The 15,621-nt window shown below is 49.2% G+C and carries 13 protein-coding genes, 1 other RNA gene and 1 pseudogene; 9 read left to right on the top strand and 6 right to left on the bottom strand.

Annotated elements, in window-relative coordinates; all coding sequences use genetic code 11:
* Nucleotides 1–281: 281 nt before the first annotated feature.
* Nucleotides 282–1,883: an L-aspartate oxidase gene (gene nadB / locus AAGQ96_RS16180; RefSeq protein WP_342754051.1), complete on the top strand. Its 1,602-nt coding sequence runs from the start codon at nt 282–284 to the stop codon at nt 1,881–1,883.
* Here nadB and AAGQ96_RS16185 read toward each other — a convergent pair whose 3' ends face one another.
* On the bottom strand, nt 1,884–2,621 hold the full coding sequence (locus AAGQ96_RS16185; protein WP_342754052.1) for a tRNA1(Val) (adenine(37)-N6)-methyltransferase: 738 nt from the start codon (nt 2,619–2,621) through the stop codon (nt 1,884–1,886).
* A gap of 132 nt (nt 2,622–2,753) precedes the next feature.
* Here AAGQ96_RS16185 and srmB point away from each other — a divergent pair, with 132 nt between their 5' ends.
* On the top strand, nt 2,754–4,085 hold the full coding sequence (gene srmB, locus AAGQ96_RS16190; RefSeq protein WP_147199315.1) for an ATP-dependent RNA helicase SrmB: 1,332 nt from the start codon (nt 2,754–2,756) through the stop codon (nt 4,083–4,085).
* 242 nt (nt 4,086–4,327) lie between these two features.
* Here the strand turns inward: srmB and grcA are convergent, their stop codons facing one another.
* Complete coding sequence (grcA, locus tag AAGQ96_RS16195) at nt 4,328–4,711, bottom strand: autonomous glycyl radical cofactor GrcA (protein ID WP_147199317.1); 384 nt, start codon at nt 4,709–4,711, stop codon at nt 4,328–4,330.
* A 280-nt stretch (nt 4,712–4,991) separates the two neighbouring features.
* Between grcA and ung the strand changes: the two genes are divergently transcribed.
* A complete protein-coding gene (ung, locus tag AAGQ96_RS16200) occupies nt 4,992–5,678 on the top strand; it encodes a uracil-DNA glycosylase (protein ID WP_147199319.1) in 687 nt (228 codons plus the stop codon).
* Nucleotides 5,679–5,765: 87 nt separating this feature from the next.
* On the opposite strand, the gene grpE is transcribed toward ung, so the two are convergent.
* On the bottom strand, nt 5,766–6,347 hold the full coding sequence (gene grpE / locus AAGQ96_RS16205; RefSeq protein ID WP_147199321.1) for a nucleotide exchange factor GrpE: 582 nt from the start codon (nt 6,345–6,347) through the stop codon (nt 5,766–5,768).
* Nucleotides 6,348–6,471: 124 nt separating this feature from the next.
* Here grpE and nadK point away from each other — a divergent pair, with 124 nt between their 5' ends.
* The 3 genes from nadK to bamE all read left to right on the top strand — a co-directional run bounded on the left by nadK (nt 6,472) and on the right by bamE (nt 9,736).
* A complete protein-coding gene (gene nadK, locus AAGQ96_RS16210) occupies nt 6,472–7,350 on the top strand; it encodes an NAD(+) kinase (protein WP_342754053.1) in 879 nt (292 codons plus the stop codon).
* A gap of 88 nt (nt 7,351–7,438) precedes the next feature.
* The gene (gene recN, locus AAGQ96_RS16215) at nt 7,439–9,100 is read left to right on the top strand and encodes a DNA repair protein RecN (protein WP_342754054.1); all 1,662 of its coding nucleotides are present in this window, start codon (nt 7,439–7,441) and stop codon (nt 9,098–9,100) included.
* Between the two features lie 288 nt (nt 9,101–9,388).
* Nucleotides 9,389–9,736, top strand: coding sequence for an outer membrane protein assembly factor BamE (gene bamE, locus AAGQ96_RS16220; protein ID WP_147199326.1), 348 nt, complete (start codon nt 9,389–9,391; stop codon nt 9,734–9,736).
* Nucleotides 9,737–9,800: 64 nt separating this feature from the next.
* Here bamE and AAGQ96_RS16225 read toward each other — a convergent pair whose 3' ends face one another.
* Nucleotides 9,801–10,088, bottom strand: a complete 288-nt coding sequence (locus AAGQ96_RS16225; protein WP_342754055.1) for an RnfH family protein — start codon at nt 10,086–10,088, stop codon at nt 9,801–9,803.
* The gene (locus AAGQ96_RS16230) at nt 10,081–10,515 is read right to left on the bottom strand and encodes a type II toxin-antitoxin system RatA family toxin (RefSeq protein WP_217363415.1); all 435 of its coding nucleotides are present in this window, start codon (nt 10,513–10,515) and stop codon (nt 10,081–10,083) included. Before AAGQ96_RS16230 ends, AAGQ96_RS16225 begins: the two co-directional genes overlap by 8 nt.
* 158 nt (nt 10,516–10,673) lie before the next feature.
* Here AAGQ96_RS16230 and smpB point away from each other — a divergent pair, with 158 nt between their 5' ends.
* The 3 genes and pseudogenes from smpB (at nt 10,674) to AAGQ96_RS16245 (ending at nt 12,961) form a co-directional block, all read left to right on the top strand.
* Nucleotides 10,674–11,156: an SsrA-binding protein SmpB gene (gene smpB / locus AAGQ96_RS16235; RefSeq protein ID WP_147199333.1), complete on the top strand. Its 483-nt coding sequence runs from the start codon at nt 10,674–10,676 to the stop codon at nt 11,154–11,156.
* Nucleotides 11,157–11,204: 48 nt separating this feature from the next.
* Nucleotides 11,205–11,568: a transfer-messenger RNA gene (gene ssrA, locus AAGQ96_RS16240) on the top strand.
* A 192-nt stretch (nt 11,569–11,760) separates the two neighbouring features.
* Nucleotides 11,761–12,961: pseudogene (locus tag AAGQ96_RS16245) on the top strand (integrase domain-containing protein).
* A gap of 9 nt (nt 12,962–12,970) precedes the next feature.
* Here AAGQ96_RS16245 and AAGQ96_RS16250 read toward each other — a convergent pair.
* Nucleotides 12,971–15,619 carry a DEAD/DEAH box helicase gene (locus AAGQ96_RS16250; RefSeq protein WP_342754056.1) on the bottom strand — a complete coding sequence of 883 codons (2,649 nt, stop codon included), beginning with the start codon at nt 15,617–15,619 and terminating at the stop codon, nt 12,971–12,973.
* Nucleotides 15,620–15,621 lie beyond the last annotated feature (2 nt).

Genomic DNA, 15,621 nt, shown 5'->3' on the forward strand with positions numbered 1-15,621 from the left:
GGATAGTCCGCTGCCGGTTTTTGCTTTTGTCGCAAAAAGATCCCCTTCAACGCCGCAGAGTACCCCAAGAAGCCCATTTTTTCATCTTAAAATCATGCGGCCCGCTTTCTGTTCGGCATAGTAAACGCTGCGGGTAATAATTCCAGTCCATAAGTGCAATCTCAGACAACTCTGCACGCATGACGTGGGTTTTTTACCGCAAATGGTCGCAAAAAAAGCGTGACCGCGCCGGGAAGTTGCGGTTATGCTCAACAAACAACCTGTTTAGTAAATTAAACACTATGACCTCTTCATCAGAATACAGTTGTGACGTGTTAATCATCGGGAGCGGCGCGGCCGGTCTTTCACTGGCGCTTCGTCTGGCGGAAAATCATCAGGTAACCGTGCTGAGTAAAGGCCAGGTTAGCGAAGGGTCAACGTTTTATGCTCAGGGCGGTATTGCTGCTGTTTTCGATGAAACCGACAGCATTGAATCCCATGTAGAAGATACGCTAATCGCTGGCGGCGGGCTTTGCGATCGCGAAGCGGTTTCCTTTATCGCCAGCAACGCCCGGAATTGCGTGCAATGGCTGATTGACCACGGCATGCTGTTCGATAAAGAAAACCCTGACACCCACGATCCTCGCTATCACCTGACGCGTGAAGGCGGTCACAGCCACCGACGCATTCTGCACAGCGCGGACGCAACCGGACGCGCGGTTGAAAACACGCTGGTCAGCCAGGCGCTGAGCCATCCCAACATTCGCCTGATTGAACGCAGCAACGCGGTCGACCTGATCGTTTCCGATAAAATCGGGTTGCCTGGCGAACGACGCGTGGTAGGCGCTTACCTCTGGAACCGCAAACGGGAAAAAGTTGAGACCTGCCGCGCTCGCGCTGTGGTATTAGCCACAGGCGGTGCCGCTAAGGTTTATCAATACACCACCAATCCTGATGTGGCTTCCGGTGACGGTATTGCCATGGCGTGGCGGGCGGGATGCCGGGTCGCCAATCTTGAGTTTAACCAGTTTCATCCCACCTGCCTGTTCCATCCTGAAGCCAGAAATTTCCTGCTGACAGAAGCGCTGCGAGGCGAAGGTGCGTTACTGAAACGTCCGGACGGCACGCGCTTTATGCCGGATTTTGACCCACGGGCAGAGCTTGCTCCCCGGGATGTCGTGGCACGGGCTATCGATCATGAGATGAAACGGCTGGGCGCTGACTGTATGTATCTGGATATCAGCCATAAACCGGCCGATTTTATTCGGGCGCACTTCCCGATGATTGATGAAAAGCTGCAAACGCTGGGCATCGATCTGACCAGAGAACCCATCCCAATCGTTCCCGCCGCGCATTATACCTGTGGCGGCGTGATGGTGAATCAACAGGGGCGAACCGACGTTACTGGCTTATACGCTATCGGCGAAGTCAGCTATACCGGTTTGCACGGCGCAAACCGCCTTGCTTCCAATTCTCTGCTGGAGTGCCTGGTTTACGGCTGGTCAGCAGCCGGCGACATCCATGATTATTTGCAGCAGGTTCCTTTAGCAGAAACCCTGCCAGCCTGGGATGAAAGCCGCGTCGACGATTCGGATGAGAGAGTCATCATTCAGCATAACTGGCACGAACTGCGACTGTTTATGTGGGACTACGTGGGCATCGTGCGCACCACCAAGCGGCTGGAGCGCGCGCTGCGCCGTATCAGCCTGCTGCAACAGGAAATTGATGAGTACTATGCCAATTTCCGCATCTCTAACAATCTGCTGGAGTTGCGTAATCTGGTGCAGGTGGCAGAGCTGATTGTGCGTAGCGCCATGGCGAGAAAAGAGAGTCGCGGGCTGCACTACACGCTGGACTACCCGAACAGGCTGCCGGAAGCGAAGCCGACCATTCTGGTTCCCTGATTAGCGGAACAGATAAAACTCGCGGGTCAGGCTGCAATGGGCTTCCGAATAGCGCTGATCGGGCCCACGAATCGTCATCCGGTCAATAAACTGCTCGCCCGGTTTAGGGGAAAGCGCCAGCAAGACGCGGTTAGGCGGACGCGTTTCGTTATCTGAGATGTCGGTACGGAAATGCAGATGCCAGCCGCGCTGTAACGCCAGCTCCACCAGCGCATTACCGGCTGGGGCGGGCAAAACCACACAGAAATAACCTTCTTCCGTGATCAGCGCTTCCGCGCAGCCCAGCAATACATCGTGCGTCAAATCCGTGGTGTAGCGGGCAGACGCTCGTTCCGGCGTCGCGCACTCCACGCCAGGCACAAAGTAAGGCGGATTACTGACAATCAGCGAGTAGCGCTGCTCACATTTTTCCGTCCAGTGACGAATATCGTGTTGATGAACGGTAATTCGATCGGCCCATTTTGACGCCGCGGCGTTTTCCCGCGCCTGTCCGGCTGCCTGTTCATCCAGCTCAACAGCCTCGATCCGCACGTTTTCAGCAGTACGCTGCGCCAGCATCAGCGCAATCAAACCGCTGCCAGTGCCGATATCGAGTACGCTTGTCGCACCCGCTACGGGCGCCCAGGCACCCAGCAACACGCCGTCCGTGCCGACCTTCATCGCACAACGATCGTGAGCGACAAAAAATTGTTTAAAGGTAAAACCATTAGCGCGCAGATGCGCTTTCTGTTGCGACATTTGACTGACCTGAAAGGGAAACGGCGCTAGCATAGGACAATTGAGATACAAGGAAAAGTCATTCAGACCACACAAACAGATGAAGATCGTGTTCAATCTGTCTATAATCAGCGCCCCAAACTGAGGTAGACCATGACTGTAACCACTTTTTCCGAACTCGAACTTGATGAAAGCCTGCTGAATGCCTTGCAGGAAAAGGGCTTCACGCGCCCCACTGCTATCCAGGCCGCTGCGATCCCGCCTGCACTGGAGGGTCGCGACGTTCTGGGTTCGGCACCAACCGGTACAGGCAAAACAGCGGCTTATTTGCTGCCTGTTCTACAGCATCTGCTCGATTTCCCGCGTAAAAAATCCGGCCCGCCACGTATCCTGATCCTGACGCCTACGCGTGAACTGGCTACGCAGGTTGCGGAGCAGGCGCGCGAACTGGCGAAGCATACCCATCTGGATATCGCTACCATCACCGGCGGCGTCGCCTTTATGAACCATGCTGAAGTGTTCAGCGAAAACCAGGACATCGTGGTAGCTACCACCGGTCGTCTGCTGCAATACATCAAAGAAGAGAACTTTGACTGTCGCGCCGTCGAGACGCTGATTCTGGATGAAGCCGACCGCATGCTGGATATGGGCTTTGGTCAGGATATCGAAACCATTGCTGCTGAAACGCGCTGGCGTAAGCAAACGCTGCTGTTTTCCGCCACGCTGGAAGGCGATGCGATTAAAGACTTCTCTGAGCGCCTGCTGAATGAGCCGGTTGAGATTGAAGCCGATCCTGCCCGTCGCGAACGTAAGAAAATCCAGCAGTGGTATTACCGTGCTGATGATATCAAGCATAAAACGGCGATGCTTATCCACCTTCTGAAGCAGCCTGAAACGACGCGCGCCGTGGTCTTTGTGCGTAAACGTGAGCGTGTGCATGAGCTGTGCGGCTGGCTGCGTGATGCAGGCATCAACACCAGCTATCTTGAAGGCGAGCTGGAGCAGTTCAAGCGTAACGAAGCGATTAAACGCGTTGTTGAAGGCCGTGTTAACGTGCTGGTTGCGACCGATATTGCGGCACGTGGCATCGACATCGATGACGTCAGCCATGTGTTCAACTTCGATATGCCTCGTACTTCTGATACCTATTTGCACCGTATCGGCCGTACCGGTCGTGCTGGTAAAAAAGGTATTGCGATTTCGCTGGTCGAAGCGCATGACAACCTGTTGCTGGGTAAAGTTAGTCGCTACATCAACGAGCCGCTAAAAGCCCGTACCATCGATGAGCTGCGTCCGACAACCCGCGCGCCTAGTGAAAAACTGAACGGCAAACCGTCGAAGAAAGCGCTGGCGAAACGCAAAGAGAAGAAAGAGAAAGAGACTGAAGAGACTAAGCCGCGCGTGAAGAAACGTCACCGCGATGCCAAAAATGTCGGTAAGCGTCGTAAGCCAAGCTCTGCGGCTAAAACAGACAGCGCTGAATAAATCATCGCTACAACAAAAAACCGCCTGATGATGGCGGTTTTTTTTTCACTAAACATCTGGAAATACCGGATTCGCAACGATTGAATCTTTCCAGCTGCTATCAGGCATGAGTTATCTTTATATTCCTGAGATAAGGCAATAAAAATCCTTTTTTTTCAAAAGATTGTACAAACCTCACCCCTGATGCAGTTTTCAACACGAGAGATATTTCCCTGGTGTTAACGCGCATTTACCGCTGTGAATTACAGGCTTTCTGTAAAGGTACGTGCGATAACGTCGCGTTGTTGCTCTGGCGTCAAAGAATTAAAGCGAACAGCATAGCCGGAGACGCGAATGGTCAGCTGCGGATATTTTTCAGGATGCTTAACGGCATCTTCCAGCGTTTCACGGCGCAGCACGTTTACATTCAGGTGCTGTCCACCTTCTACGCGCACCTGGGGTTTCACTTCCAGTGGGATCTCACGATACTCAATCTGTCCGAGATCGCTAACCGGCACGATCTGATCTTCCTGATACTGCGCTTTAGCACACACACAGCGCGCTTCAGCTTTTTCGTCATCCAGCAGCCAGAAAGAGTTGAGCAGGGCCGTATTCGCTGCTTTTGTAATTTGAATTCCGGAAATCATAGTGTTGCCTCCCAAGCGGTTTAACGCCGATCGACGATCGGCAGTGAAAAACGGATTAAATTTACTGTGCAACCTATATAACAGGCTGAGAACTGAGCAACTTTGATTGAAATCAATAACGCGACTTCGTCAGATTTGAGGCATATTTCAACTTTTTGATTTATCGACAGATTAAGCGGTAATAACACGAACTTTTTTTGTAAATTTAAACTTTTTTTTAATTTTATCGTGCTAACGATTCGCGTTAAGCTACGGTCTGATTACCCCAAAGGAGGCGGACATGGTCAATGCACTGACCTGGCACGATGTGCTGGCAGAGGAAAAAGAAAAACCGTATTTCATCGAAACGCTGTCAAAGGTGGCAAAAGAGCGCGCGGCCGGTAAAACCGTTTACCCACCGCAAAAAGATGTGTTCAATGCATTCCGGCTGACAGAACTGGGCGAAGTGAAAGTGGTGATCCTCGGTCAGGATCCGTACCATGGCCCCAATCAGGCACACGGTCTGGCCTTTTCCGTTTTACCGGGCGTGGCGGTTCCGCCTTCGCTGGTGAATATGTATAAAGAACTGGTGACTGATATTCCGGGATTCGAGCGTCCTAACCACGGCTTTTTGGAAAGCTGGGCGCGACAGGGCGTGCTGTTGCTGAATACGGTGCTAACCGTGGAAGCCGGTCAGGCACATTCTCATGCCCGCTTTGGCTGGGAAACCTTTACCGATCATGTTATTGCGGCCATCAATGAACATCGTGAGGGCGTCGTGTTTCTGTTGTGGGGTTCGCACGCGCAGAAAAAAGGCAGCATCATTAACAGAGATCGCCACCACGTATTACAGGCGCCTCACCCTTCCCCGCTGTCGGCACATCGCGGCTTTTTCGGCTGTGGCCACTTTTCCAAAACCAATCAGTGGCTGGAAGAACATAACCAAAAGCCGATCGACTGGATGCCTGCGCTGCCGCGTCAGGATTAAGCGCTGCGGGTTTCTGAACAGGTCAATCACCGCGGATTTACGCGCATAAAAAAAGCCCCGAGAGGGGCTTTTTTTAAATCAATGCAATCAGCCTTTGGCTTTTGCTACTGCAACCATCGCCGGGCGAAGCAGGCGACCGTTCAGCGTGTAGCCACGTTGCATCACCATCAGCACGTGGTTTGGTGCAACGTCTTCAGACTCAATCATCGACATCGCCTGATGGATTTCCGGGTTGAACGGCACGTTGACATCGCCAACGACTTCCACACCGAATTTACGTACGGCGCCCAGCAGGGATTTCAGCGTCAGATCGATACCTTCGATCATTGCAGCCTGCTCAGCATTGTCTTTATCTGCAACTTCCAGCGCACGCTCCAGGCTATCGACAACCGGCAGCAGCTCGTTAGCAAATTTTTCCAGCGCAAATTTGTGCGCTTTTTCGACGTCCAGTTCGGCACGGCGACGGATGTTCTCGATCTCAGCCTGCGCACGCAGCTGGGCTTCACGTACGCCACCCTGCGCCTGCTCCAGCTGGGCTTCCAGCTCGGCAATCCGCTCGTCACGTGAATCCACCACTTCTGCTGTCTCTGCGTCCTGGTTTTTTGCCTGTTCCATCTCAATATCGTCTGAGACTTGCTCGTTTGGTGTGTTCTGTTCTTTACTACTCATGAAATTCTCCGCGTTTGTGCACATTCATCTCGCTGGTTCGCTTATTATGGGGATCAGAATTGCGGTTTCAAGGGAACCCGTCACATTGTCTGAGGTAGTTTACCTCATGAGGAACGCCAGCATCATGAACAACCATTTCAACTGCATCGGTATTGTGGGCCATCCGCGCCATCCTACCGCGCTGACGACGCACGAAATGCTCTACCGCTGGCTCACCGCCAGGGGCTATGAAGTGATTATCGAGCAGCAAATTGCACGCGAGCTGAACCTCTCTGACGTCGAGACCGGCTCGCTGGCAGAGATTGGCCAGAAAGCCGATCTGGCGGTTGTGGTAGGCGGCGATGGGAACATGCTTGGCGCAGCGCGCGTACTGGCGCGTTACGATATTAAAGTGATTGGCATCAACCGCGGCAATTTAGGTTTTTTGACCGATCTTGATCCGGACAATGCTCAGCAGCAGCTCGCCGACGTGCTGGAAGGAAAATATATCACCGAAAGCCGGTTTCTGCTGGAAGCGCAGGTATGTCGTCAGGGACGCGAGCCGCGTGTAGGCACCGCCATCAATGAGGTGGTGCTGCATCCCGGCAAGGTCGCGCATATGATTGAGTTCGAAGTGTATATCGATGAAACGTTTGCCTTTTCGCAGCGCTCCGATGGCCTGATTATCTCAACGCCAACCGGCTCGACCGCCTATTCGCTTTCTGCTGGTGGGCCAATTTTAACGCCTTCTCTGGATGCGATTGTGATTGTGCCGATGTTTCCGCACACGCTTTCAGCCCGACCATTAGTGATTAACAGCAACAGCACTATCCGGCTGCGCTTTTCCCATATGCGCAGCGATCTGGAAATCAGCTGTGACAGCCAAATTGCGCTGCCGATTCAGGAAGGCGAGGACGTTTTGATTCGCCGCAACGACGATCACCTTAATCTGATCCATCCAGAAAACTATAACTACTTTAATACGTTGAGTTCGAAACTCGGCTGGTCGAAAAAATTGTTTTAAAATCGACAGCCAGCTACTTTACTGGTTATAAAACCAGTATATACTGTATGAAAAACCATATCTGTGTTTTCATACAGGAACGTTAACGATGCTGGCACAACTGACCATCAGTAATTTTGCGATTGTTCGTGAACTTGAAATCGATTTTCAGCGTGGCATGACCGCGATTACCGGCGAAACCGGTGCGGGTAAGTCTATTGCAATTGATGCTTTAGGCTTGTGCCTGGGCGGTCGCGCTGAAGCCGATATGGTGCGTCAGGGTGCGACCCGCGCCGACATCTGTGCCAGATTTTCCCTCAAAGATACGCCATCCGCCCAGCAGTGGCTGGTTGATAACCAGCTTGATGAAGGTAATGAGTGCCTGTTGCGTCGGGTTATCAGCAGCGACGGCCGTTCACGCGGGTTTATCAACGGTACCGCCGTCCCCCTTTCCCAACTGCGCGACTTAGGCCAGCTGTTAATTCAGATCCACGGTCAGCACGCTCACCAGCTGTTGCTGAAGCCTGAACATCAGAAAACGCTGCTGGATGGCTACGCCGGTGAAACCAGCCTGATGCAGGAGATGGCGCAGAGCTATCGTCAGTGGCACCAGAGCTGCCGCATCCTTGCGCAACACCAGCAGCTGTCGCAGGAGCGCGAAGCCCGTCGCGAGCTGTTGCAGTATCAGCTGAAAGAGCTGAACGAATTCGCGCCGGTAGCGGGCGAATATGAAAACATTGATGAAGAATATAAGCGCCTCGCCAATAGCGGGCAGCTGCTTTCAACCAGCCAACAGGCGTTGATGCTGCTCGCCGATGGTGAAAGCAATACGTTACAGAATCAGCTGTATACCGCCCAGCAGCTACTGAGCGAGCTGGTTTCGATGGACGACAAGCTGAACGGCGTCTGTTCAATGCTGGATGAGGCCGCTATTCAGATAAGCGAAGCGAGCGATGAGCTGCGCCATTACTGCGAACGTCTGGACCTCGATCCCAATCGTCTTTACGAGCTGGAACAGCGCCTGTCACGCCAAATCGCCCTGTCGCGCAAACACCATATTTCGCCGGAAGATCTGCCCGTCTTTCATCAGCAGCTGCTGGAAGAGCAGGCGTTGCTCGACCAGCAGGAGAGCGATCAGGATGAACTGACGCTTGCGGTGACTAAGCATCACAAAATCGCCCTGAGCTGTGCTGAACAGCTTCATCAGCGCCGTGCGCACTACGCCGCAGAGTTGAGCCAGCTGATTGGTGAAAGTATGCATACGCTGTCGATGCCGCACGGTCAGCTGGCTATTGAGGTACAGTTCAATAGCGATCATCTTACGGCTGAAGGGGCTGACCGCATCGAGTTCCGCGTTACCACCAACCCTGGCCAGCCATTACAGCCGCTGTCGAAAGTGGCTTCAGGCGGTGAACTCTCCCGCATCGCGCTGGCGATTCAGGTTATCACTGCCCGCAAGATGGATACGCCTGCGCTGATTTTCGATGAGGTGGATGTGGGGATCAGCGGCCCAACCGCTGCGGTGGTCGGTAAGATGCTGCGCCAGCTGGGGGAATCGACTCAGGTCATGTGCGTGACTCACCTGCCGCAGGTTGCAGGCTGTGGCAATCAGCATTTCTACGTCAGTAAAGAGACCGACGGCGAAATGACCGAAACGCATATGCGACCGCTGGATAAGCGAGCTCGTCTTCAGGAACTTGCCCGTTTGCTGGGCGGCAGCGAAGTCACGCGTAACACTCTGGCGAATGCGAAAGAGCTTTTAGCGGCCTGATACCGCACTTTTTTGGCCCCTTGTGGTCATAAGCTTGTTCCGTAGAGGTTTCAAACTGCGGAAAGGTTTATTATCATCGGCTTCTTACGCTGTTATCGAAGCGATAATCCGATACAGCCAGATGCCGGTCATTGATGCACGGGATATCTGGCGTAACTGTTGTCGCCAGCGTGAGTCAGGTTAAGCAGTTTTGCATGGCGAGAGCGCAGGACTGCCGATCGGATTCAGGCTGGCAAATAAAATAGCCAGATGCCCAAGGTGTTGGCCCGAAAAGGAATAAAGATACTTATGCGCTGTAAAACGCTGACTGCTGCGGCGGTGGTTCTTCTGATGATGACCGCTGGATGTTCCACTCTGGAGCGAGTGGTTTACCGGCCAGACATCAACCAGGGAAACTACCTGGTTGCGAATGACGTTTCTAAAATCCATACCGGCATGACCCAACAGCAGGTGGCATACACCCTGGGCACGCCGATGATGCGCGATCCTTTTGGTAGCAACGTCTGGTATTACGTTTTCCGTCAGGAGCCAGGCCATGAGCCTGTTAAGCAGCAGACGCTGACGCTGACCTTTGATGGTAGCGGCACGCTGACTAACATTGATAACAAACCTGAACTGGCTTCAGGCAAGCAGTAACAGAACAGCAACGGTGACGTAATCCGTTGCGCTGAGGTTTGACAGATAAGGCGCTTTTAGCGCCTTATTTTTTTGCCGCGCGTTCGGCGCGCTGACGACGTAGCTCTTTTGGATCGGCCAATAGCGGACGATAAATCTCAATCCGATCGCCGGCCTGCACCTCATCGCCCAGCTTCACCGGACGACTAAAAACGCCAACCTTGTTGCGGGTAAGATCGATATCGCTGCGCAGCTCCAAAATGCCTGAAGCCTTGATTGCCTGCTCAACGGTCGCGCCCTCTTCCACGTTCACCGTGTAGAAATACTGTTTTTCCGGTAAGGCATAAACAACTTCCACCGCGATATCAGGCACTGTAAACCTCTTTAGCGCGCTTGGTAAACGCCTGAACCATGCTGCTGGCCAGCTCTTTGAAGATGCGGCCGAAGGCCATTTCAACCAGCATATTGGTAAATTCAAACTCCAGGTTTAGCTCTACCTTGCAGGCATCTTCGCTCAGCTCGGTAAACACCCAGCCGCCTGTCAGCTTACGGAACGGCCCATCTACCAACTGCATGTGAATGCTCTGATTGTTGGTCAGCGTGTTGCGCGTAACAAAGGTTTTGCTGATCCCGGCCTTGGAAACATCCACCGATGCCGTCATCTGTTGTTCACTGGCATCCAGTACCCGGCTGCCGGTACACCCTGGAAGAAACTCCGGATAGGCATCCACATCGTTTACCAACCGGAACATTTGCTCAGCACTGTAGGGGACCAGCGCGGAACGACTAATCTGGGACATAACATTTCCTGTTAATCTTAAACTTTTCAATAATACCATCGACGGCAAACAAACAAAAATTCTCAGCCGCCAGCGTTCTGCTAAAATAGCGCTTTTCCCCGCGCTTGTTGTTACAGGGGATGCCATCATTCACCGCTTCATGTACACTAAGTTGCACTATGACAAAGAAAAAAGCACATAAACCCGGTTCTGCCACCATTGCCATGAACAAGCGGGCGCGCCACGAATACTTCATTGAAGAAGAGTTCGAAGCGGGTCTGTCGCTCCAGGGATGGGAAGTCAAATCTCTCCGTGCAGGTAAGGCGAACATCAGCGAAAGCTACATCATGCTACGCGATGGCGAAGCGTTCCTGTTTGGCGCCACGTTCCAGGCACTGACTGGCGCATCTTCTCATGTGGTCTGCGATCCTACCCGAACCCGCAAGCTTCTGCTAAAGCAGCGCGAGCTGGATACCCTGTTTGGCAAAGCCAATCGCGACGGCTACACCATTGTGCCGCTGTCGATGTACTGGAAAAACGCCTGGGCCAAGCTGAAAATCGGCGTGGCGAAAGGTAAACGTGAGCACGATAAACGCGATGATATTAAAGATCGTGAGTGGAAATTAGACAAAGCACGTATTATGAAACACGCAAATCGCTAACCTACTGGCATAGCGACAGGTTTTTCGTTATACTGCTTCACAGTACTTGGGGCTGATTCTGGATTCGACGGGATTTGCGAAGCCCAAGGAGCATGCCGAGGGGCGGTTGGCCTCGTTAAAAGCCGCAAAAAAATAGTCGCAAACGACGAAAACTACGCCCTAGCAGCTTAATAACCTGCTAAGAGCCCTCTCTCCCTAGCCTCCGCTCTTAGGACGGGGATCAAGAGAGGTCAAACCCAAAAGAGATCGTGTGGATGTCCTGCCTGGGGCTGAAGCACTAAATTCAATCAGGCTAGTTTGTTAGTAGCGTGTCCGTTCGCAGCTAACCGGCGAATGTAAAGACTGGACTAAGCATGTAGTGCCGACGGTGTAGTAATTTCGGACGCGGGTTCAACTCCCGCCAGCTCCACCAAATTCTTGATCGATGGCCACCAGAACCATTCGATGAAGTCCTGAAAGCCCGCAAAGTGAAAGCTTTGCGGGCTTTTTTGTGTTTGTGATCTTTCGAGACGATCTGCTTGAATCAGGTGATGATTGGTATGCGTTTAGGTACACGCTATAATGCGAACCAAAGACGTGTACCAATTATGGACGGAAATCAGTTATGGCGCGGATGACACGCCCCCTCACCAATAACGAAACCCTCAAAGCTAAGCCTCAATAAAAAAAGACTTCACTCTGCACGATGGAAATGGGCTTTTCATACTCGTGAAAACATCCGGTAAGAAGCTGTGGCGTTTTCGCTACCAGCGGTCAGAAAGCAGTAGTCGTACAAATCTCAGCTTAGGCTCTTACCCTGCCCTGACGCTCGCTGTCGCACGCCAAATGCGCGACCACTATCTGCCACTGCTAGCGAAAGGGATCGAACCGCAGAAGCAGCAAGAAGAAGTATCAGAGCAACGGCAAATTGAGCTGGATAGCATTTTTTCGGTTGTGGCCGGTGATGGTTCCTGCTTAAAAGCAAAAGCGTCACTGAGGATTACGCGAAGGATATCTGACGGTCGCTGGACAAGGACATTTTCCCTGCTATTGGTGAAATTCCTGTTCAAACACTTAAAGCCAGAACGATCGCTGAGGCACTGGAGCCGATTAAAGCTCGCGGGGCGCTTGAAACAGTGCGCCGTTTAGTTCAGCGCATTGGCGAGATCATGATTTATGCCGTCAATACGGGGTTGATTGATGCGAACCCTGCTTCTGGCGTTGGGATGGCCTTTGAAAGGCCAAAGAAGCAAAACATGCCAACATTGCGACCAGAAGAACTGCCAGAGCTAATGCGCTCATTAGTCATGTCCAATCTCTCAATCACCATTCGCTGTTTAATCGAGTGGCAACTACTTACCCTTGTAAGGCCGTCAGAAGCCTCTGGAACACAATGGGCAGAGATCGACTTCGATTTAAACCTTTGGGTTATTCCAGCAGAGCGCATGAAGGCCAAGCGCGAACATATCGTTCCTTTATCCGAACAAGCTTTGGAAATCCTCGAAGTTATGCGGCCTCTAAGCGCTAACCGACAATATGTTTTTCCTAGCCGTAACGATCCTAAACAACCAACGAATAGCCAAACTGCGAATGCCGCATTAAAGCGTATAGGCTATGGCGGAAAATTGGTTGCTCATGGTCTTCGTTCTATAGCTAGCACAGCACTTAACGAAGCAAACTTTAACGCCGATGTAATTGAAGCTGCATTAGCGCATAGTGATAGAAATGAGGTGAGAAGAGCCTACAATCGTTCAAAGTATCTTTCACAACGCAAAGATTTATTAGAATGGTGGGGGTGCTACGTGCACCCCCAATCCATCAGATAACATGCTTTATTAACCTCTCGCTTCCCCGAAACCAGCTCTCGATAAATACTTTTTATGTAATGGCGAGAGCTTATTTATATCATAGCTATTAAGGTAACTATCTACAGATTCACCATCTGCAATCCTTTTTTTGCGCAAGAGCTCGATAGCAGTACTTCGATTTATACCAAAAGCCATTATTTCTAAAACTTGGGAATCATAGCTCCCCATTTCTAACATTGAAGGTAAATTTAGAAAGAACGCGTGTTCTTCCTTTTCATCTTCATTCATAAATGAGCTAACTACATCAGACCATACCGACAAATACTTAACAAGAATGAAGGTTAAGTTTGTATTAATATGAGATGTAATGAAATTTGTTACACTATCAATTTTCTTGTAGTCAACAGAGATACCGTGTTTTGTGAACTTATTATTGACCATGTCTTCAATAAAGAATCTATATTTTTTCCCAAGCATCCAGCTATGAGAATCATAAGCTAGTTTTGCTATACTAACTCTATATTTTGATTTAATAGATATCCCATCTTCTTTAAAATTGACTTCTCTCTCAATATCAAATAGATCGTTTAACCTTGCAATAATGTTTTTATATTGATGGTAGTAATTCATTTCCAAGAACTCAACATCTTGACTTGACAAACCATTTTTATTTCCTGGATATTTATTCATAACCCATGAAGAAATCCCCTCTCTTTTTATTAAGAAGTAAAGATCATCCAGAATCAAAGGATCTATAAAGGGATTTTTTTCAATAAGCTTTAGGGGAACTGTAAGGTTGTTCGCAACGGTTTCTAAGCGTGAATCCATCAGACTCATTTGTTCGGCATCCAAATTACTATTATTTATTATTTTTTCGTAGTGATCGCGATCGACAATGAATTGACTCCTCAAGTAGGTCACTAGAGGATAAACTTTATAATCACCCTCACCAGAAAGAATGTCACTTCCAAACAAGTTAATATAACTAACAACCTTTTCAGCGTTATCATTTATTTTTCTTAAAACCGAAGATTCTATTTCTTTCTTTTCTTCTTTATTAATCTTTTCCTCAGCCCAAGACTCATCACATAATTCAACGCAAAAAATCTCACCATATAAAGAATTACTAATTCTTCCAGCTCTTCCGATTAAGTTTAAAAAGTCAAAGTGTGATAATTCGTAATCACCTATCTTGGGGGAAAGGATAATTATCCTATCAGCAGGTAAATTAACTCCCTGTAATAAAGTAGAAGTACAAACCAAATTTTTTATAACACCTTCTGAAAAAAGATCTTCTACCTCTAATCGTGCAACGTCTAGCAATCCTCCATGATGAAATGCAACCCCTTTTTTTAAACTTCTCACCAATGAGTAAAGCGGATGAATTTCACTCTCTAGAAAGGAGCAGAGGCTACTTATCTTTTCATTTTCAAAATCATCAAGTAAATTGGCAGCATTACCTTCATCATCAGCACCAGATATCTTAAGAGCCCAGCCTTGAGCTATATTTTTTTTAGGCGCATATATTATATTTTGCTCGGAATCATCAAACAAAGACGTTAAATACTTGAGTGCATCTCCTTTTGAAGAAGATAATTTGCTATAAAGGGACTTCCCAATATTAATTGAACCTGATATAGGACCACCCACAGGCCCAAAAAGTTTATAATTTACATCGTGGCTCCTTTTTAGTACTGATAAAATAACTTTCAATTGCAAAACTGGTGTTGCTAATGTTTTATGTTCTACTAATTTAATGTCTACAACTTTATTTAAAGATAAATGAAGGTCACTTATATACGGGCCTGCCATAATAAACTGCGTTTCTTTCCACAAACTTGTCATCCTATAAATTATATTCTCGAACACACTCCCTCTACTTCCGTCTTCTAAATTTTGTATCTCATCGAAGAAAACGATTACTGGCGATTTATTAGAACTTTCATTGAGTAGCCGTAAGCATCGCTCAGGCGTTAATACAAAAACTATTTTCCCCTGTCCTTCTGTGTTCTCTCTGTAAGTTGTCAATACGGAGGCAGTTTTTTTAAGCTCCCTCGACAATTCGTTACTAACCTGATTAATTAGTGCTTTCGAAGGAACTATATAAACATAAACGCCATCCTTATTTTTAGTTATTTTTTCAAAAATGTACTTTTTAATCACAAACGATTTCCCAGCGGAAGTGGGCGCAGATACAGCCACATTATCGCCATCAACTAACCGGTGCCATAGATCTTTTTGAAAATGAGTAAAATAAACAGTTTCTTCACCATAAAATTCTTTTTCAAGGAGAACTTTTTGCGATGTAAGCTCGAAATCTAAAGATACACTAAAATGATTAATTATATTTTTATTTTTGTAGAGACCTTCAAGGTGCTTGGAAGAAACAATATTTCCCGCTCTTGATTGCAAAACATAGCAAGCCTTGAGAAACAACTCATTTTTAGAATCATACAAGTAAAGGAGGGCTCCGAAGGAGCTGGCAATACTTCGCTCTTTTTCATCCCCTAGAGATATTAATGATGCAAGCCACGTTGCTCTCCTAATTCTTTCCATTGACAAGCTTGGCAAATCCCTTTCCTTTCTATTTTTTAGAAACAGATACTTAGCTAAAAAATTAAAAACCTCCTGGAAATCTCGATGCATCAATGCTTTACTGGCTGTTGTTTCAGACATGA

Source organism: Pantoea sp. MBD-2R, from assembly GCF_039134845.1.
Taxonomy (GTDB): domain Bacteria; phylum Pseudomonadota; class Gammaproteobacteria; order Enterobacterales; family Enterobacteriaceae; genus Erwinia.

Excerpts from the sequence above, each read along its gene's own strand:
- nadB (WP_342754051.1), top strand. The coding sequence starts at position 282 with ATGACCTCTTCATCAGAATACAGTTGTGACGTGTTAATCATCGGGAGC.
- AAGQ96_RS16185 (WP_342754052.1), bottom strand. The coding sequence starts at position 2,621 with ATGTCGCAACAGAAAGCGCATCTGCGCGCTAATGGTTTTACCTTTAAA.
- srmB (WP_147199315.1), top strand. The coding sequence starts at position 2,754 with ATGACTGTAACCACTTTTTCCGAACTCGAACTTGATGAAAGCCTGCTG.
- grcA (WP_147199317.1), bottom strand. The coding sequence starts at position 4,711 with ATGATTTCCGGAATTCAAATTACAAAAGCAGCGAATACGGCCCTGCTC.
- ung (WP_147199319.1), top strand. The coding sequence starts at position 4,992 with ATGGTCAATGCACTGACCTGGCACGATGTGCTGGCAGAGGAAAAAGAA.
- grpE (WP_147199321.1), bottom strand. The coding sequence starts at position 6,347 with ATGAGTAGTAAAGAACAGAACACACCAAACGAGCAAGTCTCAGACGAT.
- nadK (WP_342754053.1), top strand. The coding sequence starts at position 6,472 with ATGAACAACCATTTCAACTGCATCGGTATTGTGGGCCATCCGCGCCAT.
- recN (WP_342754054.1), top strand. The coding sequence starts at position 7,439 with ATGCTGGCACAACTGACCATCAGTAATTTTGCGATTGTTCGTGAACTT.
- bamE (WP_147199326.1), top strand. The coding sequence starts at position 9,389 with ATGCGCTGTAAAACGCTGACTGCTGCGGCGGTGGTTCTTCTGATGATG.
- AAGQ96_RS16230 (WP_217363415.1), bottom strand. The coding sequence starts at position 10,515 with ATGTCCCAGATTAGTCGTTCCGCGCTGGTCCCCTACAGTGCTGAGCAA.
- smpB (WP_147199333.1), top strand. The coding sequence starts at position 10,674 with ATGACAAAGAAAAAAGCACATAAACCCGGTTCTGCCACCATTGCCATG.
- AAGQ96_RS16250 (WP_342754056.1), bottom strand. The coding sequence starts at position 15,619 with ATGTCTGAAACAACAGCCAGTAAAGCATTGATGCATCGAGATTTCCAG.